The sequence below is a fragment of the Streptacidiphilus rugosus AM-16 genome (genome assembly GCF_000744655.1).
Lineage (GTDB): Bacteria > Actinomycetota > Actinomycetes > Streptomycetales > Streptomycetaceae > Streptacidiphilus > Streptacidiphilus rugosus.
On record NZ_JQMJ01000004.1, the window covers coordinates 661,097 to 680,349 of the forward strand.

Below are 19,253 nucleotides of genomic sequence, written 5' to 3' on the forward strand. Positions count from 1 at the left end.
CAGCGAGTTCGGACGCGGCCGGCCATGGCCCGGCCGTAAGGGAGCGCCCGCTCGCTTCTGGGCTGGCCCCGGGCGTCGCCTTCGGCGGATTCTCAGGCCGTTCGGTGTTGCGGGTCAGCGGCGGCCGACGTCGGCGACGCGCCCCTCGGATTGCCATCGGTCCCGCACCACCATCCAGGCCGCCTTGGACGGACGCCCTGCCCGCCGGCGCGATCATCCCGCGCGGCGGAGGCATGACGCCCTGGTCCACGTCACCACCCGACCGGCCGCGCTCGAGCATCCGCTCCAGGAGTGCGGGTGACCGCTCGTCCGGCAGACCTCCACCGCCCCCTCCGCATTGCCTCCCTGACGGTTCACACGAACGCGCATACCGGGACGCCCGAATGGTCCTACCTGCGGCGAGGCTCGTCGGGCGAAGTGAGCGGCCTCGCTAAGAAGAACTCGCCGCGGGCAGGCACAACCGGATCGGAGGCCCTCATGGACAGGATCGAAGCAGTGGTGAATGGCGGCGGGCAGAGCACGCTGGGACAGCCTCGCCACCGCGGAGCAAGGATGGGCGCCCTGGTCCTCACCTGCCTTGCCCTGGCCTCCGGGTGCAGCTCGAGTTCGACCTCCAACGCTGTCGGCGCGGGCAGTGCGGCTGCCAGCGGCACGAGTGCCGCCGACTCGGCTACTCCCACCACGACCCTGTCCAGTCCGCAGGCGACCGCGGCCTTGCTGACACCCCAGGACGTCGGCGCGGGTTTCACCGAAGCCCAGTACACCAAGAACACCGCTCCCCTGCCCTGCGCGCCGGCCGGCAGTCCGACGCTGGACCAGCAGGTCCCGCCATCCTTCGTCGCAGGCCGGACCATTGTCGACAGCGCCCTACAGGCGGAGTTCGTGGAGGAGTTCAAGAGCTACGCCAGCGCTGCCCAAGCCACCAGCGCACTGAACACGGCCAAGAAAGGCCTGCAGTGCTCCAGCGGACACCTCTACGCCAGCGACGGCAGCTCCGTCGTCATCTCCATTTCGACACCGCAGGACATCACCCAAGCGATGGGCGTGCCGGGTTTCACGAACGCCACAGCGTGGAGCGCCAAGTCGACCGCCGTCCAAGGTGACCTGGTGGTCGCCCAGGACGGGAGCTCGTTGGTCTTCATGACCTTCCTGGCCCCTCCGAGCAGCGTCAGCAAGCTCCCCGACCCGGCCGTGGTCACGAGGAAGGCCTTGGAGAAGATCGACTCAATGGCGTCCTGAGGGCAACAACGGACATTACTGGCGCGCAGGCGCGCCGGGTTTGGGCTCAACTGGCGGGTGCGGGATGAGCTACGCTCGCGTGACGCAGTCGGCCTTGCACACCGCCGGGCGCGGCGGAGCGGACGAACATGAGCAACCGCAACCCGCAGCGACAGTCATGGGGGCCTGCCCCCGGGCTGGTCTGCGCGCTGCTTATCACGTTGGGGACGAACTCCACTGCGGCCTTGCGCTCTTGCCTTCGCTGTCTGCTCGGGCACCGCACCAGCCGTCCGTTCACGTCGACCAAGCGGCCATCCGTGCCCGGGACTTCTCCGAACCGACCGGGCGCCAGGAGAGACCGCCGCTGTCGGCGAGCAGCATGTCATCGGGCGCAGCTCGTTGCACAGCAGGATGTCGCAGCCGGAGCGCGGTGCCAGGACCGCCTACCCGCTGCGAGCCCATCCAGTTCCCGGACCACGGGTCCAGCTCCGCGTCAGCGCAGTCGAGAGCTCCCAGCCCAGGACCTCCCCCACTTCGTCGAAGCCCGGCGCGACCGGAATGGCCCTCAGGAAGACGAGCAGCAGCCCTCGGCCCCGTCCGGTAGCAAGAAGCCGGCCGAGTGCCGTCACGGACCGCAGTCTGCCGGTAACGTGATCACCGGCATTCGCTGTCCGCGCTAGCGCTTCACCCGTTGCTGCTGTTCGGGGACGCGACCCGTCCAGGGGTCGGGAGTACTTCCGGCTCCTCTGTCCCGAACGGGAGAACGATCATGGCAACCGGAACTGTGAAGTGGTTCAATGCCGAGAAGGGCTTCGGTTTCATTGCCCAGGACGGCGGCGGCCCGGACATCTTCGTCCACTACTCCGCGATCAACAGCAGCGGCTTCAAAGAGCTGCAGGAGAACCAGCAGGTAAACTTCGACGTCACCCAGGGCCCGAAGGGTCCCCAGGCCGAGAACGTCACACCCGCCTGACTTCGGCAACGCCGGAGGCTCAAGAGCTCTCCAAGGCGCCAACGGCCCCGCTCCCCGGCCTCGGGAGCAGCGGGGCCTCACTCGTTGGGCTGACATATCCGTCGCCCTGGCCTGCCCCGCCCGCAGTTGGGCAATCACCCGCCATGAATGATCAGAGAAGTGACGCCTGCCGACAGTGGGCCGCCCAAACAGCGCGGCAACTCGGCATCGACCCCGACGGACCACTCGTCCAAGCACTCGTCAATCTCGCGGCCCAGAGCAGCCAGGACTTACCCGAGTTCGAGACGAAGTTCCTTGCCGCAGTCTTCAGCGCCCTCGACCGGGCACCCGCCGGAACACCCGTCGACGAAGCCCTTCAGCGCGTGTACCTCAAGGTCTAGAGGTCGCCGCACGACTTTGCGCTCCCAGCCGGGGAGGCAGGCACAGGTCGGGACAAACCCGACTAACACTCGGGCCTGCCTTCTGCATGGCCTTCGGGTAGGCGCCTTCGAGGTCGAACCAAGACGTCACAGTCTTGAGCCCGTGAACTCGCGCACGAGAGTCGATCGCTGACGCAGCAAGTTCTTGATCTGCTCTGACAGGCCCTGTCCGGTCGGGGTTAGGGCCTGTCTGGAGTTGTGATCAGTCTTGCTCGGTTCGCCCTCGCGAGCTGGGCCGGGCTGGTAGAACGCTCCTGTGACGCGACGCGAACTGAGCGACAGCGAGTGGGAGTTGGTCGAGCCTTTCCTGCCCATCGGCCGGTTCGGCCCGTATCCGCAGCGGCTTCGTGACCAGTTCGAGGGCGTCATCTGGAAGTTCCGCAGCGGTGGCCAGTGGCGGGAGATGCCGACGGAGTTCGGTGCCTGGCAGACGGTCTACGACCGCTTCGCCCAGTGGCGTGACGCGGGTGTGTTCGCCGCGCTGATGAAGGCGATGATCACGGAGGCCGCCCGGCGCGGTCAGGCGGACATGTCGCTGGTCAGCGTGGATTCGACCGTGGCTCGCGCGCATCACGACGCGGCGGGGATGGTGGTCGACCCCGAGGTGCTGGCGGCGTTGGAAGAGGCCGCAGCGGAGGAAAAGGGGCATCGGAAACCGGGCAAACCGCCCCGGTGACCACGACATCAGCAGAGCTGGAGACGAAGCGGGCTGAGCGCCGGAAGTTACGTCGGCGCCGCCGTGCCCGACTCAAGGCAGCGGCGCTCGGGCGTTCTCGTGGCGGACTGACCAGCAAGGTTCATCTTGCGGCAGACCTTCGCTGTCGCCCGTTGGCCTTCGTGCTGACGCCCGGGCAGGCCGCCGACAGCCCTCGGTTCGTCGCCGTGCTGGAGGAGATCAGGGTGTGCGGGCCCGTCGGCCGTCCGCGGACCAGACCCGATGCGGTGGCCGCCGATAAGGCGTACTCGTCGCGGGCCAACCGGGCCTACCTGCGCAGACGCGGTATCAAGGCAGTGATCCCGGAAAAGGCTGACCAGGCCGCGAACCGCAAGAAGCGCGGAAGCGCCGGCGGGCGACCGGTCTCGCACGACGCCGACCAGTACAAGGACCGCAACACGGTGGAGCGCTGCATCAACAAGATCCGGGCTTGGCGAGGCTTGGCAACCCGCTACGACAAGACGCCCGAGAGCTACATGGCGGGGCTTCAACTGCGCGGATCCATCATCTGGATGCGCAGCCTCCGCCCCGCCACATGATCGCGACTCCAAACAGGCCCTAGCCGGCCTCGGCAGGGTTCCTTGAAATTCCCCATCCCACGCTATGCGGCGGGCTGCTCCCCCTCCAGGTCGACTTAGGTTGCCGAGACGGAGCCTCTGGAACCCGGCCTGGCCGCTGACCCGGGAAGCGATGTGCCTGGGGAATTCCGGTGGTCGTCGGCGTCGTCGTCCAACCGTCTGCCGGATCGTGAGTCAAAGTGTGTCTGCACCGCAAGCGCGTGCTGGCACGTCGAAGTCCCGGACCCGCACACCCTGAACGGTTCCGGGACTTCGACGAACACCCAGAAAAGGGACTCTTCATCGATCCCAGACGAGGACGGTCGGGGCCATGCAGGACGAGGCGAGGAGCCATTCGTCCCAGGGTGCGTTGTCGTCGCGGTCAAGGTGGGGATGCCGGGAGGTGCTGCCGCCGTGCGAGGTTTCAGGTGGAGCGGTCCGGTGTAGTCCTGCAGGAGGCGGTTGAGGGCGGCTGCGGCACTATCGGCGCCACCGCCGCGCTCCCGTACCCCTCCCGCGCCCTCGTCGACCTCCTGCAGCACGGACCGCTGCCAGTCGACGCGGCCCCCGGCACCGCGGCGAACCCGACTTCGCCGTCTCCCGGTCCAACCTCGGCGTCCGGCTGGCGGAGGTGGGGCGGCGAGCCGACTCCGCCGTCCGGGAGTCGGCCCAACTTTTGCCTGCTCAGCGCTCGGCGCGGCAGAGCGCGTAGGCGACCACGGTCCCGCTGGACGATTTGGCGGCCCAGGCTCCGGGATGGGCGAACGACGGAGCACTTGCCTCGATCGCATCGCTGGTCCGGTGGATTCCGCTGTAACCGAAGCGGGTGGCGTAGCCTCCACCGATCAGTTCGGTGTCCGCCGGGCACTGCGCGTAGGAGATCCCGCCGTCTGTCACGAGATCTCCCACAACCGCGCTGGTGGGCGCGGACTTCTTGTCGCACAGGGCGTAGGCCCGCACAGACGAGTAGGTCGCCTGTGCCGCCCACGCGCCAGGATGCGAGACCGACGGGGCGCTGATGTTCGCGGGCGCTTGCGGCCCGCCGGCGACGTAGCCTCCACCGATCAGTTGCGTGCCGACGGGGCACCGGGCCCAGGAGAAACCGCTCTTGGGCGACTGGTCGCCCTTGACCGTCACCACGCTATTTCCCGCAGCATCCGCGTGACCGCCAACGCCCACCAGGATCAGGGTCGTCACCGCGGCCAAAACACTGCCCCGCGCCGTGCACACTTGCATTCGCTTCATCAAATCCTCCATTCTCCGCTGCGCGACCGGACATCGCTTCCAACGACGGTTGCGCTGGCTGGTGACCCTCCGGGAGGCGTGCCCACCGAAACTCCCCAATCGTGCTCAACTATGTTCCCCACCTGCCCGTTTCAGAGCCCCCGCTCCCAGCCGGCTGGAGTGGCGACGCCCCGTCCAAGTCCGTCCCACGAAGCATCGCTCCGCTCGGTGCAACCGCTGACCAATTTCGCCGATTTTCCTGCGTGCGAATGCTGAATCGCTGGTCGAAACGCCTAGAGTCGGCATTCATGAAATGTAAGGCGCGGCTGATGGCCGCCGTATTGACCGTGATGACCGCTCTTGATCTGGCTGTGCTCCCCTCGCACGCCACCACACGTGTCGCTGCTGCAGCCGAAGCGATGCCGTGGTTCCATCAACAGCTGCGCAGTGACTGCGAGGCCGCAGCATTGCGCATGGTTCTGGCTGCCCGGGGCGTCACAGCGGAGGATCTTGGGATTCTCTCCCGGATCGGTGTTGACCGGGTACACCCGGAATTCGGGCATTCCGGTCTGCGGTCGGGGGACCCATTTCGGGCTTTCGTGGGCGACCCGAACGGCTCGGAGCACAAGGGGACCGGCTACGGCGTCTACGCTCCGCCAGTCGCCCGGGCTGCCCGCTCTTACGGCCTGACCGTGCTGGCGGAAGGGGGTGGCCTGACCCCCGCCCAGCTCCGAGTGCTGATCGCAGCCGGACATCTCGCCGTAATCTGGACCGACTTCCGATGGCAGTATCACAAGGTCCACTGGTACCGGGCGTGGGACGGCAACTCGGTTCCCTACGCCGGCCCCGTCGAGCACGCCGTTACGGTGACGGGCTTCAGCGGCGACACGGTATGGGTCAATGACCCCTACCGCGGGCGGTATCGCATTGGATTGGGAGCCTTCACCCACGGCTACGCCACATTCGGGGACATGGCCGTCGTGGTCCGCTGACGCGGGGACGGAGCCCGGGACCTCGCCACGCTGTAATCCACTGCTGCCGACCCGATCAGCACGGCTACTGGGCTTCTGATCGACCAGTACACCAACGGTGTCCGTCAAAGCGGAGCAACTCCAGGCCGGACCAGACCAGGACCCTGGCTCGGATCAAGACGCTGATCGGGCGGCGGTTCCACGAATCGTTCTCAATCTCGGGCATCTCGCAGATGCTGCGGCGCCACGGGTGCAGTCACCAGGTCCCGGCCCGGCGCGCGGTCGAGCGGGACGATGCGGCCGTGGCCGGATGGGTGAAAGAGTCCTGGCCGTCCGTGGAAGCACCGCGGCGGCGCTCGACGCCTACCTCGTCTTCGAGGACGAGGCCGGTCCCGCCGCGGCGTCACGCCGGTCGTCCGCGTCTGCGGGCGTTCCCAGCGCCGGATTTCCATTGCTGCCCTGGCCTGCTACAAGTCGGGTGAGCGCTCGCGGCTGATTTACCGGCCGATGGTCCACCTGGACCACAAAACCGGCGGGCGGCGCAGCTTCGCCTGGACGGACTACCGCGACCTGCTGGTCGCCGCCCACCATCAACTCGGCAAGCCGATCGTCCTGGTCTGGGACAACCTCAACGTCCACAGGGACCGCCGCTTACGCGAGTTCATCGACGCCCAGGACTGGATCACCGTCCACTACCTTCCGGCCTACGCACCGCAGCTCAACCCGGCCGAAGGGATCTGGTCCCTGCTCCGGTGCCGCTGCCAGGCCAACACGGCCTTCACCGATCCGGCTCACCTGATGCGTGCCCTGCGGCGTGGATTGGGCCGAGTCCAGTACCGGCCGGACCTCATCGACGGCTGCCTCGCCGGCACCGGGCTGGCCCTGGTCGGCTAATCCGACGACGGGGCCCCGCTGGTGACCTCGGGCTTGATTCTACAGCGCCCGGATCACCGCGCTCGGCGTCATCGGCACGGACCTGCTGCTGGCCCGTGGGCGTCAGTGCCGGGTGATCTCGCGCGAACGTGATGAAGCTTCAGCGACGGTGATGAGTGCTGCCGGTCGGGTTCAGCGCATGCGCTCGAAGGTGTGGAACCGGTCGGGGGTGTACCAGGCGCTTCCGTCGTCTCCGGTGACGATCCGCTCCGCATCGCGGGGCTGTCCGGGCTGTTTGCGGTTGACGTCCCACTTCAGGTAGTGGATCGGGTGGCCTTCGCTGTCGGTGTGGGGCAGCAGCCCGTCCTTGTTCGGCCAGGTGGTGCCGCCCTTGGTGCCGGAGTCGTCGTTCGGCGGCCACTGGCCCGCGTCGATAACCTTCAACGTCTGCCACGCCCGGTCCGGGACTGCGGCGCGCACGGAGCCGGCCACGTTAGAGCCGGACCGCGCCTGTGTGGCAGCCCCGTTCGCGGTCGCGTCAGCGTGGGCTGGGCCGGTGCAGGCGAGGGCTGCCCCGGCCAGGGCGACGGCGGCCAGGAGCCGCTTTGCAGTGGTGGTCATGCACAGCCAACGATCTTTAACCGCTGGGGTCACGCAGCGCCACGTCGGCATCCGGGCAGGCTGTAGCCCGGTTTGGGCATGCACCGTCCGGGGGCGCGTGACTTTAGCCGCGCGTCGCCGGGTGTCATGGCAGGCGGGCATGCTGGTGGGTGCGGGGTAGCGACCATTCGACGGAGTGAGACGTGGCAGCGGAGGCGGACAGGGAACGGCTGGAGGGGGAGTTCCTCGACCTGGCTGCGCGTTTGGAGGGGTTGCATCATCTCAAGGCGAAGCACGTGGTGGACCCGGTGCGGTTGAAGCGCTGGCAGAGGCAGCATGGCGAGGAGGTGGCCGGGATCCTTGCAAGCCGGTCGGTGCTGGCGAAGAAGCCTGCGATGGTGTCCACCGGTGACCTGAAGCGCTGGATCAAGGCGGCCCGGAAGGCACTGACGGCGGTCTGACGCAGGGACATCCGCGATGGTTCCGCGGTGTTCTGGCTGGTGCGCGACAACCGCACCTGCGGCCGTGCCCTTGGGGCGTGCGGGGGTGATGAAGCGCTCACTGATGGTGATCCACCGTGGCCCCGACTGACCACCGGCTGGGGTCAGCGGGCAAACCGGCGTGGCGAGCTGCCGAACAAGTGGCGAGAGGCCAGGCTGGGACCCATGCACGTGGGGGAGTCTTCCTCCGCATGCCCTCGGTGGCGTCGGGTCTTGGCCTCGGTGGCGGCGGTGGCTCGCCCGACTGAATCCGAGATTGGGGTGGCATCATGACCGCGGACTTGACGACCACGAGCATCACCACGAAGGACGGCACCTCCCTGGTCGTGGACGCCGTTGGTGACGGCGTGCCCGTGGTTCTGATCGGTGGCGCGTTCAACGACCGGAGCACCGTCGCCCAGCTGGGAGCGGAGCTCGCGGGGCGCTTCACTGTCGTGACGTACGACCGGCGTGGGCGCGGTGCCAGTGACGATAGGGCGAGCGAGTACCTGGTCGCCAACGAGGTCGACGACCTGGCCGCCGTCCTAGGCCACGTCGGCGGGCGGGCTTCGGTGTTCGGCCATTCGTCCGGCGCCGCCCTCGCGCTCGAAGGCGCGATGCACGGTCTGCCCATGGACCGGATCGCCGTGTACGAGCCGTCCTTCCGGGCGGACGAGAGTCTGCCGCACGCCGACGAGGCGGTCTACGAGCGGCTCAAGGCCCTGGTCGCGGCCGGTGACCGGGACGGCGCGGCGGTCATGTTCCTCGGTGAGGTGATCGGCGTCCCCGCCGACGCCGTCGCCGAGATGAAGGCCGGGCCCGCCTGGGCCTTTCTGGCCGACAAAGCGCCGAGTCTCCCCTACGACGTCCTGGTCAGCGCCCCCTGGCAGCTGCTGCCGTCCGACCGCCTCGCAGCGCTCACCCTCCCCCTGCTCGCCATCTACGGGGACCAGACCTCACCGGGCCTCGCCGCAGCCACCAAGACCGTCGCCAAGGCCGTCCCCGGAGCCGTCCTTACCCTCATGCCCGGCGAGGACCACACCATCCTGCAGAGCCCGGCAGCGCTGGCCGACATCCTGGCCGCGTTCTTCGCCTGAGACCGTCGGGGCATTGGCGAACCAGTGGTTCCCCCAGCGCCAAGTTCACCGGCCTGTCTGGATCGCCCCCAAGGGCCCGCGCAAGAGCCGCTGTCGACTCCAGAGACCGCACACATGTGGGACCGGTAGTGGCAAATCCCCGCAGCCAAGGGGCTCCGGCTCCTTGGCAGGCCGCTGGCCGTCACGGTCGTCGGTGGTGGGCGCAGGGTCGCGGTTGCGGGCCGTCGCCTGTGTCTGGGTCTGTGGCGCGCGCGGTCATAGCCTGGACGTGGCCGTCACGTCGTGGATTTCGGAGTGGCCGATGGGTGGAGTCGATCCTCTGGCGGGTTCCGGGCTGCCGTCCTCGTTGAAGGTGGAGTGCCGGCCGGTACCGGGCGCGGTGGTGTGCTCGCTGGTCGGGGATCTGGACTCGGACACCTGCTCGACCGCTGGCGTGGCGTTGTGGCGGGCGGTCGGGTCGCGGCCGGGGGTGGTCTGTGTGGACATGCGGGACGTACGGTTCTGCGGGTCGGCCGGGTTGAACATGCTGCTGGGGGTGCGGGCGCTGGCCGAGCAGGAACGCGTGCCGCTGGCCGTGATCGCGCCCAGCCGGCGGGTCGAGCGGCTGCTGGAGCTGACCGCCGCGGAGCAGCTGTTCCACATCTACCCGCACTACGAGCTCGCGGTCGACGACCTCGGCCGCCAGTGATCGCAACGCCAAGGTGTGGAGCCGGGTTGAGCGGGCAGGCGCGCAGCGACCCTCCGGAACGATCGCCCTGGACCCTCCCATGAGCGCCCCGGCCCCTTACCCGCCGTCCTTCTTCCACCGCCGGATCCGCTTCCTCACCGACGGTGACCGTGCGCTGGCCGTGACGCGGGGCATGGAGTACGTGCGGCAGACGCTGGCCGAATGGCACCTGGGCTCACCCGAGATCGGCGGCGACGAAGAACGCGCCGAAGATGCGCTGCTGTGTGCCACCGAACTGCTGGACAACGCCGAACAGCACGCCGGGGGCGCACGCGAGCTGCGCCTGGACCTCGACCCCACCGACCAGCGCCTGCGGATCACCGTGGCCGACGCCGCCCCGGGCCGCCTGCCACGGCCCGCCCTGCCCCACCGGCCAGACCAGGCAGGGGGTCATGGCCTGCACATCCTGTCCCGGCTATCTGTGTGGGGCAGCACCCGGTACGGCGACGGTAAGACGGTCTGGGCCGACGTCTCGGTCCGCACCCCACGCTACGGCCACCTGTACCGATGAGACCCACATCGCTGGTGCGCTTGCCCGGTGCGGTCGGGCCGCCAAGCGAAGCCGCCGTGACCGCCGGCGGGCGAATGCCGCCCTGCCTCCCGTGCTGAAAAACGGCCTGATCAGGGCCGGATGGCCCTGGACACGCGACAGCCCCGGGTCTGATCATGACGCGCATGGAAGACCGCGGCCGACACGGCCAGCCGCGTGCGATGCGGCCCCTCGATCCTGCCGAGGCGATGGGCCTGCTGGGCAGCGTCGGTCTGGGCCGGGTGGTGTTCACCCGCGATGCGCTTCCCGCGATCCGCCCCGTCAACCATCTCGTAGAGGAGGGCGACGTCATCATCCGCACCCACGAGAGCGCTGCTCTGGCCACCGCCACCCAGCAGGCCTTGGACGGCGTCGTGGTCGCCTACGAGGCTGACCAGATCGACCCGGACACCCACACCGGCTGGAGCGTGATCGTGACCGGCTACGCCCACCTGGTCACCGACCCGGCCGAGAACGAGCGCTACCGCACACTGCTGCGCCCCTGGGTGGATCGGACGATGGACTGTACCGTCCGCATCCACCCGGAATTGATCACCGGCTTCCGTCTCCCCGGCACCGAGCCCTCTCCCGCCTGAATGCTCCGGTGCCGCAAGTGCCGCGGATTCCGCAGGCCCGGCTGCCTGCTTTGGCCGGGTGCCGGTGGCCGATGGACGCGAACGGAGTGCTCCGGCGTGCGGGGCGCGGTGTGGGGCGGTCTGCTGGTTGGGGGCCGTCCGGGCCCCAACGAAGGGAGATTGTGCGACATGGCTGTTGTGATGACGATGCGCTGGGACGGCGTGACGCCGAAGCAGTACGACCAGGTGCGTGACCTGGTCCGCTGGGAGCAGGACACGCCGGACGGGGCGCACCTGCACGTGTGTTCCTTCGAGGGCGGCGCCTTGCACGTGACCGATGTGTGGGACTCGCAGGCCCACTTCGAGGGGTTCTTCGCCGACCGGCTCGCCGCCGCGATCAAGGAAGCCGGCATCGAGGGCGAGCCGCAGACCAGCTTCCGCCCGATGCACCGCCGCTTCATCGCCCCCGGCGTCACCGGCGCCGCAAGCTGACCGGTGTGGGGTGGCTCGCCGCCCTGCCCCGCTGCGCGGGGTATTTCCGTGTTCCTGATCGGTTCGCTGGTGCGCATGCTCCGCACCGTGTGCGGGCTCCTGGGGCCGGGGCAGGGTCGCGCCTGCCGGAACGCTGCCCGGGCTGCGGCGCGGATCAGCGCGGAGCGAAAGGCCCGCCAGCGGGCAGTGGAGTGGTGAGCCCTGTTACGGGGTGGTCCAGTGTTCGAGGGTGTCGACGACCTGGGTGAGCGTCAGTTCGCTTCCACCGGCACCGGGGCCGCGGGCCCGGGCGAAGCGGAACGCGCCGTCGTGGTCGAACCGGGCGAGCAAGGTCCAGGGGCCCTTGGAGATGAGGGCGCCGCCATCCTTCTCCCAGTAAACCCGCCACCCGAACGAGCGAGCGGTCGCGTCCAGGCGGACGGCGTCGCGTCCGAGCACATCGCCGGCATCCATCACGACGGCCCGCCTCCGGCGACCTCGCAGATGGCCTGGTCGCCGCGTTGCAAAACCAGGGTGAACCCCAGGCCCAGGGCAGCGGCGAGCCGCTGGAGGCTGCGCATGCCGGGCGAGGAACTACCGGTCTCGCTACGCGACACGGCCGCCTGAGTCATCCCAGCGCGCTTCGCCAGCTGTACCTGGGTCAGGCCGAGGCTGGCACGCTCGCGCGCCAGCAGCGCACCCACGCTCGGGCCGCCGGACTCTCCTGGATCCCTCTGCTCCGGCATGGCCCCGATGCCCCGAGCGGCGAGAGCATGCCGCAGGAGACGGGTGGGGAGATCTGTGCGCACCTGCTCATTGTGGCTTCCCCACTGCCCCCCACCTGGATTCGCCGCGCGCGGGTGGCTATGTTCACGAGAACCGACAGCACTTGTACACGAGTTTGGTAGGCGTAGGCGGCGGGGGCAAGGCGCCCATCGCCACCACCGCGGTGGCCTGCCCGGTCCAGTCGAGCGGGACGCGCCGGTGGGGCGAACGCGGGGTGCGGACGAGCAGCAGCAGGGCCGCCGCGGCGACGGGCAGATTGATGAAGAAGATCCACCGCCAGGACAGCTGGGTGAGCAGTCCGCCGAGGACCGGGGCCGAGGAGGACGCCACGGCGCCGCCCATGGCCCAGATCGCCACGGCCCGTGCCCGGCTGCGGGCCTCCGGGTAGGCGTGGCCGATCAGGGCCATGGAGGCCGGCATCATCACCGCGGCCGCCGCCCCTTGGACGAAGCGGGCGGCGACCAGGGTGCCGAGGGTGGGGGCGAGGCCGCAGGCGGCCGATGCGGCGGCGAACACCGTCATGCCCGCGGCCAAGGCGCGGCGGGCGCCGATCCGGTCGGCCAGGGAGCCGGCGGACAGCAGCAGCGCGGCGAACATCAGGGTGTAGCCGTCGACGACCCACTGCAGGCCGGTGATGCCGCCGCCGACGTCGCGCCGGATGGAGGGCAGGGCCACGTTGACGACGACGGCGTCGAAGGTGATGACGAAGAAGCCCAGCACCGCCGCCGCCCGCGCCGCACCGGCACCACCCGGCGTGGCCGGCGCGGCCGGCGCGGCGTCGGGGCGGGTGAGCGCGGTGCGGTGCATGGCGGCAGCTCCTCGGGTTGGGGTGGGGCAGGGCTCAGCACGGTTGCGATCGGGCCGGTGCCGGCGCGAGACGGCGCCGGCCGGCCGTCATTTGCCGCTGTAGACGGGGAAGGCGCTGTGCTCGCCGTAGTCCACGTCGCGCAGGTCGCGCAGGACGTTCATGTCATCGCCGGAGATCTGGAAATCGACCTCGGCGTTGGAGCGCATGTGCTCGGGGTTGGCCGTCTTGGGCAGCGACACGGTGCCCAACTGCAGGGTGTAGCGGATGCACAGCTGCGGGACGGAGACGCCGTACTTGTGCGCCATCGCCTGGACTTCGGCGTTCTTCATGATCGCGCCGTGGGCGATCGGCGAGTACGCCTCGACCAGGATCTCCTTGCTCGCGCAGTAGGCCAGCAGCTCGGAGGGGGTGTTGCCGGCGTGCACGAGCAGCTGGTTGACGTGCGGGACGACGCTTGCGCCCTCAAGGATGTTCTCCAGGTCGTGCTGCTGGAAGTTGGAGACGCCGATGGACCGGATCTTGCCGGCCTGGTGGGCCTCCTCCAGGGCACGCCATGCCTCGCGGTTGCCTTGGGCGTAGTCGCCGCCGCGGAAGTCGTCCCAGGGCTGCGGGCTGTGGATCAGCATCAGGTCGACGTAGTCCAGGCCCAGCTTCTTCAGGGAGCCGTCGATCGAGGCCAGCGCCTGGTCGTAGTCCTTGATCTCGGCGGCAAGTTTGGTCGAGACGAACAGTTCGTCGCGGGGCACTGCCGCGGTGCGCACGCCCTCGCCGACGCCGCGCTCGTTGCCGTACGCCTGGGCGGTGTCGATGTTGCGGTACCCGATCTTAACGGCCGCGCGGACCGCTTCGGCGGCCTTGTCGTCGTCGATGAACCAGGTGCCGAGGCCCAGCTTGGGGATCTCGACATCGTTGGAGAGGGTGTAGGTCTCGTTCAGGGTGCTCATGCGTTTGCTCCGTTCTTCGGCAGGTTCCGGTACGCCTCGTCGGCGACGGGTTCGAGCCATTCGTTGCTGACGTTCTCGCCCGGCGTGATGAAGGCGATGTGGGAGAACCACGAGTCGGCCTTCGCGCCGTGCCAGTGCTTCGTGCCCGCCGGGACGCGGATCACCGTTCCCGGCTCCATCCTGACGGGCGCCTCACCGTCGGCCTGGTACCAGCCGCTGCCGGCGGTGCACAGCAAGACCTGGTCCCCGCCTCCGGCGCTGCCGTGGTGGATGTGCCAGTTGTTGCGGCAGCCCGGCTCGAAGGAGACGTTGCTGACGGGAACGCTTCCCGAGGCGAGCGGGGCCAGGTAGCTCTGGCCGGTGAAGTACTGCGCGAAGGCGTCGTTCTTCTCCCCGAGGGGGAAGATCTGATCGAATCCGCTGGCAGTCATGGCGTTCTCTCCTTATCGCTCCCGCACGCCCTGGCGTGCGGGAGTTCGTGGCGTCGGTTGCGCCGGGGGTCAGGCGGACCGCTCGTCGGCGATCTTCTTGAGCTGCGTGATCGCGGTCATGGCGTTGGGCCAGCCGGCGTAGAAGGCCAGGTGCGTGATCGCCTCGGACAGCTCCTCCACGCTCAGCCCGTTGTCCAGGGCGACCCCGAGGTGGTAGCCGAGCTGCTCGCTGCGGTACAGCGCCGCCAGCACGCTCACGGTCACCAGGCTCCGATCGCGCGGGGAGAGCCCGGGGCGCTCCCAGACGTCACCGAAGAGGACCTCGTTGGTGACCTCGACCAGCTTCGGGGCGATGAGGGCCAGGTCCTGGGGTGCGGACTGCTTCGGCATGACGGGGTGACTCCTTGATCGGACGGCTTGGACCGGGTAGGTCCACGGTCTGTCGGCGCAGCTTCCGCGGCTCTTGCCGCAGCCCCCGTACCAGCCGGGTCCGGGCGGCGCCTGCGGCCTCTGGTATCGAGGAAATAGCAGGTCAACACGGTGGAGAAGGGTCTGCCGTTACAGGTACTGACAGGACCCCCCACGCCTGCGCCGTCCGGCTTAGCGTGGAAGGCATGAGCACCGAGAGCGACATCCGCGCCTTCCTGGCCTCCCGCCGCGCCAAGATCACCCCGCAGCAGGCGGGGCTGCCCGCCTACGGCGGCAACCGGCGCGTCCCCGGCCTGCGCCGCGAAGAAGTGGCCCTGCTCGCCGGCGTCAGCATCGACTACTACGTCCGCCTCGAGCGCGGCCACCTCGTCGGCGCCTCCGACGAAGTCCTCGACGCCGTCGCGAACGCCCTCCAGCTCGACGACGCCGAACGCGCCCACCTGTTCGACCTGGCCCGGGCCGCCGCCAAACGCCCCACCCGCCGCACCCGCCGCCCCGCCGGAGCCCTCCCGGACAGCGTCCTGCGCGTCCTGACGTCCATGACGGACTCCCCGGCCTTCATCCGCAACGGCCGCCTCGACGTCCTCGCCACCAACACCCTCGGCCGCGCCCTCTACGCCCCCTGTTCCCGGACTCCACCGCGACGACCACCAACATCGCCCGCGCTCAGTTCCTCACCCCTGCCGGCCGCGACTTCTTCCCCGACTGGGAAATCGGCGTCAACACCACCGTCGCCCTGCTGCGCACCGAGGCAGGCCGCGCCCCGCACGACACCGAACTGACCGGTCTGATCGGCGAACTGGTCACCCGCAGCGAGGAGTTCCGCACCGCCTGGGCCAAGCACAACGTGCGCCTGCACCACACCGGCCGCAAGGCGTTCCACCACCCCGCCGTCGGCACCCTCACCCTCGACTTCGACGCCATGGAACTACCTGCCCAGCCCGGCCTGACCCTGACCGCCTACAGCGCCGCCCCCGGCACCCCCGACCACGACGCCCTGCAACTCCTCGCCAGCTGGGCCGCCACCGAGCACCCGTCAAGCACAGACGGACTCCCCGGCATGTCGTCAACTGACATCCCCTCGGAGAGGCGTTGATCACGATGATCCGGCAGGGCCAGGAATCATGAGTTGTTCGATTCCTGCAGCGGGTCGAGTGCTGTCCAAACTCGTGTACAAGTCCTGTCGGTTCTCGCGCATGAGGTGGCCCCGTACGCGGTCCGTGCCCTGCCCGGGGCGCCGGTTGCCGCGCCGATCAGCTGGGACGGTGTCGGTGATCCGGGCCTCGCGGCACGCCGCTGGACGGTCTCCAGCGCCGAGGCGCTGCTCAAGGAGAACCCCTGGAGTCCTGCCTCGCGCCCACGCTCGCTTGCCCGCGCCGACCGCACGTTGCGCGCCCTGGAGGAGTAGCACGGGCGGCACCGGGCCGCTGGTTCAGGCGGGTGAGGGTTGCGGTACCGGTTTGGGCGGCTCGGGTGCCGGGCCGGGGCGGCCCGGTGGTGGCGCGGGTACGGGGTCGGGGCCGAGCGGCTCGGGTTTCGGCGGCGGAAGCGGATCGGGTCCCAGCGGCTCGGGGCGGGGTCCGGGGCCGGTGCCGGGGTCCGGCCCGCCCGGAGGCGCGGGGGTGGGGCGGGCGGGACCGGGTCGGGGTGGGTGGGTTCGGGATGCGGCATGGGCTCAGGCTCTCGTCGCGGCGGCCGCGAACGCCGGGATGACCCCTCCGGCCAGGACGGCGTCGCGTTGGCGTGCGGACAGGTGGTGAGTGAGGTGGTAGTCCTCGTCCTTGGTGGCGTTGTGGACCCGTATCACCGGTTCGTCCCCGTCCTCGGTGAGGGCGGTTCGCAGGTCCGGGAGTTCCAGGCGGTCGCCCTGGTCGATGCGGTCGTAGTCGCCGGGCTGGGTGAATTCCAGGGCGAGGACGCCGAAGTTGGCGAGGTTCTGCCAGTGGATGCGGGCGTAGGACTTGGCGAGCACGGCGCGTAGACCCAGCAGGCGGGGGGTGATCGCGGCGTGTTCGCGGGAGGAGCCCTGGCCGTAGTTCTCGCCGCCGACGACCAGGTGCGGCCCGGCGTCGCGGGCACGCTTGGGGTAGTCGGGGTCGATGCGGGTGAAGGTGAAGTCGGCGAGTTTGGGCAGGTTGGAGCGGTAGGGCAGGGCCTGGGCCCCGGTCGGGGAGATCTCGTCGGTGGAGACGTCGTCGCCGACCTTGAGCAGCACCGGCCCGTCCAGGCTGTCCGGCAGCGGATCCAGCTCGGGCAAGGTGGAGATGTTCGGCCCGCGGACCAGTTCCACCCGCTGCGCCTGATACGGCTGCAGCGGCCTCTCCAGTGTGGCGCGGATCAGGGCGGGGTGCTCCGGAAGGTCCAGGCGCGGCGGTTCGACGCCCTCGCGATAGGCCCACGCACGGGGGTCCTCGATCGTGCCCGTAAGGGCGGAGGCGGCGGCGGTCTCAGGGGAGCTGAGCCAGACGCTGTCGTCGGAGGTGCCGGAGCGGCCGGGGAAGTTGCGCGGGAACGTCCGCAGCGAGAGGGTGCGCGCCGCGGGGGCCTGGCCCATGCCGATGCACCCGAGGCAGCCGGCCTGGTGCAGCCGGGCCCCTGCCGCGACCAGGTCGAATGCGGCGCCCATGCGGGTCAGGTCGAGCAGCAGCTCGCGTGAGGTGGGGTTGACGTCGAAGCTAGCCCCGGCGCGACACGGCGTCCGCGGACCATGGCGGCAGCGATCGCGAAGTCCCGCAGGCCGGGGTTGGCGGAGGAGCCGATGACGACCTGGCCGAGCGGGACACCGGATGCCTCCAGCACGGGGACCACGCTTCCGGGCGAGTGCGGCATGGCCACCAGCGACACGATAGTGGTGAGGTCGATCGCGTCGTCTCGGTCGTAGCGGGCCCCCTCGTCGGCCGCCAACGGGCGGAAGGCGTCTTTGCGGTCCTCGGCGCGAAGGAAGGCGCGGACCTGCTCGTCGGCGGGGAACACGCTCGCGGTCGCGCCCAGTTCGGCGCCCATGTTGGCGATCACGTGTCGGTCCATCGCGGAGAGCGCGGCGAGCCCTGGGCCGTGGTACTCCAGGATCCAGCTGACGGCACCCTTGACGCCGTGGCGCCGCAGCAGCTCCAAGATGACGTCCTTGGCGCTCACCCAGTCGGGCAGTTCGCCGTCCACGCGGATGCCCCAGACGCGGGGCATGCGCAGCCGCAGCGGCTCGCCCGCCATCGCCAGAGCCACGTCCAGGCCTCCGGTGCCGATCGCGAGCATGCCGAGCGCCCCGGCGGCGCAGGTGTGGGAGTCGGAGCCGATCAGCAGCGTGCCCGGCTCGCCGAAGCGCTGCATGTGCACGGGATGGGAGACGCCGTTGCCGGGCCCGGAGTACCACAGGCCGAAACGCTGGCACGCGGAGCGCAGGAAGAGATGGTCCTCCGCGTTGCGGGCGTCCGCCTGCAAGATGTTGTGGTCGACGTACTGCACGCTCAACTCCGTGCGGACCTGGTCCAGGTCCAGGGCCTCCAGCTCCTGCATGACCAAGGTGCCGGTCGCGTCCTGGGTCAGCGTCTGGTCGACCCGCAGCGCGATCTCCTCGCCGGCCACCATCTCGCCCTCGACGAGATGCTCGGCGATGAGCCGCCGCGCCAGAGTCATCGGGCCACGTACATGGTTCATGCTCCCTCTCCTCCATGGTTCATGCTCCCTCTCCTCGATGCGCCCCCGCCGGCAGGCCCCGGACGGCGGCTACCCCCGGCCGCGGCCGCCCATGCCTCAGCCACGGCCAGCGAGACGTTGTCGCTGGTGATGATCTGCTGGGAGAGGATCGGCAGGGTGACCGTGCGCAGGCTCACCTTTCGCTGGCCGGCCGACCAGGGGAACCATGAACCGCGGGCCCGGCTCGCGGACCGCGGTGACCTTCCCCAGCCGGAACACCACGCCTTGTTCGTACTGGCGGACGATCGCGAATCCCTCTCCTTCCCCGCACGTCGGGGCCACCGCCCCGTTCCGGGCGGGTGGTCCGTCCGGTCGCTCTCTGCTTTCCGGCTCAGCGGGTGCGCTGCGGATGAAACGGCGTTGGCCGCCCCTTGCCCGCGACTCGGCCCGGACCGGGCGGTGGTCCGGTGCGCCGCGCGGTCTCCCCACCTGGCGGTGAGAACCCGCGCTGGGCGACTCACCGCTCGCGGGCACGGCAAACCCGAGTCGGTGTTCAGGACTCGTCGGCGCCACCTGGGGCAGCCGTGCCCCAGTTGCTGGCCCCAGGCGCTGCTGGCGGGGGCAGGTGTCGGGGTCGGGGCGGGGTCAGGCGTGGATGTGGCCGTTCTGACCGTCGTGGTGGTTGGCGCCCTGCTTGACGGACTCGCGTTCCAGCACGGGCGCTCCAGCTTCGCCGCTGGGACCTGCTTGCCGTGGTCGGACGGTCGCGCCCCGCCGCCCGCGTCACCCGGCCT

The 19,253-nt window shown here is 69.8% G+C and carries 22 protein-coding genes and 4 pseudogenes; 14 read left to right on the forward strand and 12 right to left on the reverse strand.

Going from position 1 to position 19,253, the window contains the following annotated elements:
• Positions 1 to 297 precede the first annotated feature (297 nt).
• The 4 genes and pseudogenes from BS83_RS11880 (at position 298) to BS83_RS43780 (ending at position 3,864) form a co-directional block, all read left to right on the forward strand.
• Positions 298 to 1,239: a hypothetical protein gene (locus BS83_RS11880; protein WP_157597133.1), complete on the forward strand. Its 942-nt coding sequence runs from the start codon at positions 298 to 300 to the stop codon at positions 1,237 to 1,239.
• Positions 1,240 to 1,987: 748 nt separating this feature from the next.
• Positions 1,988 to 2,191, forward strand: coding sequence for a cold-shock protein (locus BS83_RS11885; protein WP_037603720.1), 204 nt, complete (start codon positions 1,988 to 1,990; stop codon positions 2,189 to 2,191).
• Between the two features lie 143 nt (positions 2,192 to 2,334).
• The gene (locus tag BS83_RS45330; protein WP_157597134.1) at positions 2,335 to 2,571 is read left to right on the forward strand and encodes a hypothetical protein; all 237 of its coding nucleotides are present in this window, start codon (positions 2,335 to 2,337) and stop codon (positions 2,569 to 2,571) included.
• 295 nt (positions 2,572 to 2,866) lie between these two features.
• Positions 2,867 to 3,864 (forward strand): annotated as a pseudogene (locus tag BS83_RS43780) (IS5 family transposase).
• Positions 3,865 to 4,185: 321 nt separating this feature from the next.
• Here the strand turns inward: BS83_RS43780 and BS83_RS47400 are convergent.
• Positions 4,186 to 4,367: pseudogene (locus BS83_RS47400) on the reverse strand (CGNR zinc finger domain-containing protein); the annotation flags it as partial.
• A gap of 199 nt (positions 4,368 to 4,566) precedes the next feature.
• On the reverse strand, positions 4,567 to 5,127 hold the full coding sequence (locus BS83_RS11900; protein WP_157597135.1) for a hypothetical protein: 561 nt from the start codon (positions 5,125 to 5,127) through the stop codon (positions 4,567 to 4,569).
• Positions 5,128 to 5,435: 308 nt separating this feature from the next.
• Between BS83_RS11900 and BS83_RS11905 the strand changes: the two genes are divergently transcribed.
• A complete protein-coding gene (locus BS83_RS11905) occupies positions 5,436 to 6,098 on the forward strand; it encodes a C39 family peptidase (RefSeq protein WP_037603723.1) in 663 nt (220 codons plus the stop codon).
• Positions 6,099 to 6,223: 125 nt separating this feature from the next.
• Positions 6,224 to 6,971, forward strand: a pseudogene (locus BS83_RS11910) (transposase); the annotation flags it as partial.
• 171 nt (positions 6,972 to 7,142) lie between these two features.
• Here the strand turns inward: BS83_RS11910 and BS83_RS11915 are convergent.
• Positions 7,143 to 7,571 (reverse strand): ribonuclease domain-containing protein, encoded by a 429-nt coding sequence (locus tag BS83_RS11915; protein WP_037603725.1) that lies wholly within the window; start codon positions 7,569 to 7,571, stop codon positions 7,143 to 7,145.
• Between the two features lie 182 nt (positions 7,572 to 7,753).
• Here BS83_RS11915 and BS83_RS11920 point away from each other — a divergent pair, with 182 nt between their 5' ends.
• The gene (locus BS83_RS11920) at positions 7,754 to 8,011 is read left to right on the forward strand and encodes a hypothetical protein (protein WP_037603726.1); all 258 of its coding nucleotides are present in this window, start codon (positions 7,754 to 7,756) and stop codon (positions 8,009 to 8,011) included.
• A gap of 308 nt (positions 8,012 to 8,319) precedes the next feature.
• Positions 8,320 to 9,126 (forward strand): alpha/beta fold hydrolase, encoded by an 807-nt coding sequence (locus tag BS83_RS11925; RefSeq protein WP_037603727.1) that lies wholly within the window; start codon positions 8,320 to 8,322, stop codon positions 9,124 to 9,126.
• A 255-nt stretch (positions 9,127 to 9,381) separates the two neighbouring features.
• Here BS83_RS11925 and BS83_RS47405 read toward each other — a convergent pair whose 3' ends face one another.
• On the reverse strand, positions 9,382 to 9,612 hold the full coding sequence (locus tag BS83_RS47405; protein WP_232248811.1) for a hypothetical protein: 231 nt from the start codon (positions 9,610 to 9,612) through the stop codon (positions 9,382 to 9,384).
• Here BS83_RS47405 and BS83_RS43795 point away from each other — a divergent pair.
• From BS83_RS43795 to BS83_RS11945, 4 genes are all read left to right on the forward strand, one after another.
• A complete protein-coding gene (locus BS83_RS43795) occupies positions 9,509 to 9,814 on the forward strand; it encodes an STAS domain-containing protein (protein ID WP_269664887.1) in 306 nt (101 codons plus the stop codon). The genes BS83_RS47405 and BS83_RS43795 overlap by 104 nt on opposite strands.
• A gap of 79 nt (positions 9,815 to 9,893) precedes the next feature.
• Complete coding sequence (locus BS83_RS41700; protein WP_051942954.1) at positions 9,894 to 10,364, forward strand: ATP-binding protein; 471 nt, start codon at positions 9,894 to 9,896, stop codon at positions 10,362 to 10,364.
• 164 nt (positions 10,365 to 10,528) lie between these two features.
• Positions 10,529 to 10,978: a pyridoxamine 5'-phosphate oxidase family protein gene (locus BS83_RS11940; RefSeq protein ID WP_037603729.1), complete on the forward strand. Its 450-nt coding sequence runs from the start codon at positions 10,529 to 10,531 to the stop codon at positions 10,976 to 10,978.
• Between the two features lie 168 nt (positions 10,979 to 11,146).
• Positions 11,147 to 11,449, forward strand: a complete 303-nt coding sequence (locus BS83_RS11945) for a hypothetical protein (protein ID WP_037603730.1) — start codon at positions 11,147 to 11,149, stop codon at positions 11,447 to 11,449.
• Positions 11,450 to 11,653: 204 nt separating this feature from the next.
• Here BS83_RS11945 and BS83_RS11950 read toward each other — a convergent pair whose 3' ends face one another.
• From BS83_RS11950 to BS83_RS11975, 6 genes are all read right to left on the reverse strand, one after another.
• Positions 11,654 to 11,902 (reverse strand): hypothetical protein, encoded by a 249-nt coding sequence (locus BS83_RS11950; protein ID WP_037603731.1) that lies wholly within the window; start codon positions 11,900 to 11,902, stop codon positions 11,654 to 11,656.
• The gene (locus tag BS83_RS41705) at positions 11,902 to 12,132 is read right to left on the reverse strand and encodes a helix-turn-helix domain-containing protein (protein ID WP_232248229.1); all 231 of its coding nucleotides are present in this window, start codon (positions 12,130 to 12,132) and stop codon (positions 11,902 to 11,904) included. The genes BS83_RS11950 and BS83_RS41705 overlap by 1 nt, the downstream gene beginning before the upstream one ends.
• 166 nt (positions 12,133 to 12,298) lie before the next feature.
• Positions 12,299 to 13,021 carry an MFS transporter gene (locus BS83_RS11960; protein WP_084713389.1) on the reverse strand — a complete coding sequence of 241 codons (723 nt, stop codon included), beginning with the start codon at positions 13,019 to 13,021 and terminating at the stop codon, positions 12,299 to 12,301.
• A gap of 87 nt (positions 13,022 to 13,108) precedes the next feature.
• On the reverse strand, positions 13,109 to 13,966 hold the full coding sequence (locus tag BS83_RS11965; protein ID WP_037603732.1) for an aldo/keto reductase: 858 nt from the start codon (positions 13,964 to 13,966) through the stop codon (positions 13,109 to 13,111).
• Positions 13,963 to 14,397, reverse strand: a complete 435-nt coding sequence (locus BS83_RS11970; RefSeq protein WP_037603733.1) for a cupin domain-containing protein — start codon at positions 14,395 to 14,397, stop codon at positions 13,963 to 13,965. Before BS83_RS11970 ends, BS83_RS11965 begins: the two co-directional genes overlap by 4 nt.
• 69 nt (positions 14,398 to 14,466) lie before the next feature.
• On the reverse strand, positions 14,467 to 14,787 hold the full coding sequence (locus tag BS83_RS11975) for a carboxymuconolactone decarboxylase family protein (RefSeq protein ID WP_037603734.1): 321 nt from the start codon (positions 14,785 to 14,787) through the stop codon (positions 14,467 to 14,469).
• Between the two features lie 224 nt (positions 14,788 to 15,011).
• Between BS83_RS11975 and BS83_RS11980 the strand changes: the two are divergent.
• Both BS83_RS11980 and ligD read left to right on the forward strand, forming a co-directional pair.
• Positions 15,012 to 15,922, forward strand: a pseudogene (locus BS83_RS11980) (helix-turn-helix transcriptional regulator).
• A gap of 105 nt (positions 15,923 to 16,027) precedes the next feature.
• Complete coding sequence (gene ligD / locus BS83_RS11985; protein ID WP_037603735.1) at positions 16,028 to 16,234, forward strand: non-homologous end-joining DNA ligase LigD; 207 nt, start codon at positions 16,028 to 16,030, stop codon at positions 16,232 to 16,234.
• A 267-nt stretch (positions 16,235 to 16,501) separates the two neighbouring features.
• Here ligD and BS83_RS49110 read toward each other — a convergent pair whose 3' ends face one another.
• Entirely contained in the window at positions 16,502 to 17,452 is a 951-nt protein-coding gene (locus BS83_RS49110; protein WP_332262324.1) for an aconitase family protein, read from the reverse strand.
• A gap of 5 nt (positions 17,453 to 17,457) precedes the next feature.
• On the reverse strand, positions 17,458 to 18,480 hold the full coding sequence (locus BS83_RS49115; protein WP_332262325.1) for an aconitase family protein: 1,023 nt from the start codon (positions 18,478 to 18,480) through the stop codon (positions 17,458 to 17,460).
• Positions 18,481 to 19,253: the final 773 nt, after the last annotated feature.

What these genes read in the sequence shown, in the direction of transcription:
- BS83_RS11885 (WP_037603720.1), top strand. Translation starts at nt 1,988, where the DNA reads ATGGCAACCGGAACTGTGAAGTGGTTCAATGCCGAGAAGGGCTTCGGT.
- BS83_RS45330 (WP_157597134.1), top strand. Translation starts at nt 2,335, where the DNA reads ATGAATGATCAGAGAAGTGACGCCTGCCGACAGTGGGCCGCCCAAACA.
- BS83_RS11900 (WP_157597135.1), bottom strand. Translation starts at nt 5,127, where the DNA reads ATGAAGCGAATGCAAGTGTGCACGGCGCGGGGCAGTGTTTTGGCCGCG.
- BS83_RS11905 (WP_037603723.1), top strand. Translation starts at nt 5,436, where the DNA reads ATGGCCGCCGTATTGACCGTGATGACCGCTCTTGATCTGGCTGTGCTC.
- BS83_RS11915 (WP_037603725.1), bottom strand. Translation starts at nt 7,571, where the DNA reads ATGACCACCACTGCAAAGCGGCTCCTGGCCGCCGTCGCCCTGGCCGGG.
- BS83_RS11925 (WP_037603727.1), top strand. Translation starts at nt 8,320, where the DNA reads ATGACCGCGGACTTGACGACCACGAGCATCACCACGAAGGACGGCACC.
- BS83_RS47405 (WP_232248811.1), bottom strand. Translation starts at nt 9,612, where the DNA reads ATGTCCACACAGACCACCCCCGGCCGCGACCCGACCGCCCGCCACAAC.
- BS83_RS41700 (WP_051942954.1), top strand. Translation starts at nt 9,894, where the DNA reads ATGAGCGCCCCGGCCCCTTACCCGCCGTCCTTCTTCCACCGCCGGATC.
- BS83_RS11940 (WP_037603729.1), top strand. Translation starts at nt 10,529, where the DNA reads ATGGAAGACCGCGGCCGACACGGCCAGCCGCGTGCGATGCGGCCCCTC.
- BS83_RS11945 (WP_037603730.1), top strand. Translation starts at nt 11,147, where the DNA reads ATGGCTGTTGTGATGACGATGCGCTGGGACGGCGTGACGCCGAAGCAG.
- BS83_RS11950 (WP_037603731.1), bottom strand. Translation starts at nt 11,902, where the DNA reads ATGGATGCCGGCGATGTGCTCGGACGCGACGCCGTCCGCCTGGACGCG.
- BS83_RS11960 (WP_084713389.1), bottom strand. Translation starts at nt 13,021, where the DNA reads ATGCACCGCACCGCGCTCACCCGCCCCGACGCCGCGCCGGCCGCGCCG.
- BS83_RS11965 (WP_037603732.1), bottom strand. Translation starts at nt 13,966, where the DNA reads ATGAGCACCCTGAACGAGACCTACACCCTCTCCAACGATGTCGAGATC.
- BS83_RS11970 (WP_037603733.1), bottom strand. Translation starts at nt 14,397, where the DNA reads ATGACTGCCAGCGGATTCGATCAGATCTTCCCCCTCGGGGAGAAGAAC.
- BS83_RS11975 (WP_037603734.1), bottom strand. Translation starts at nt 14,787, where the DNA reads ATGCCGAAGCAGTCCGCACCCCAGGACCTGGCCCTCATCGCCCCGAAG.
- BS83_RS49110 (WP_332262324.1), bottom strand. Translation starts at nt 17,452, where the DNA reads ATGGGCGCCGCATTCGACCTGGTCGCGGCAGGGGCCCGGCTGCACCAG.
- BS83_RS49115 (WP_332262325.1), bottom strand. Translation starts at nt 18,480, where the DNA reads ATGAACCATGTACGTGGCCCGATGACTCTGGCGCGGCGGCTCATCGCC.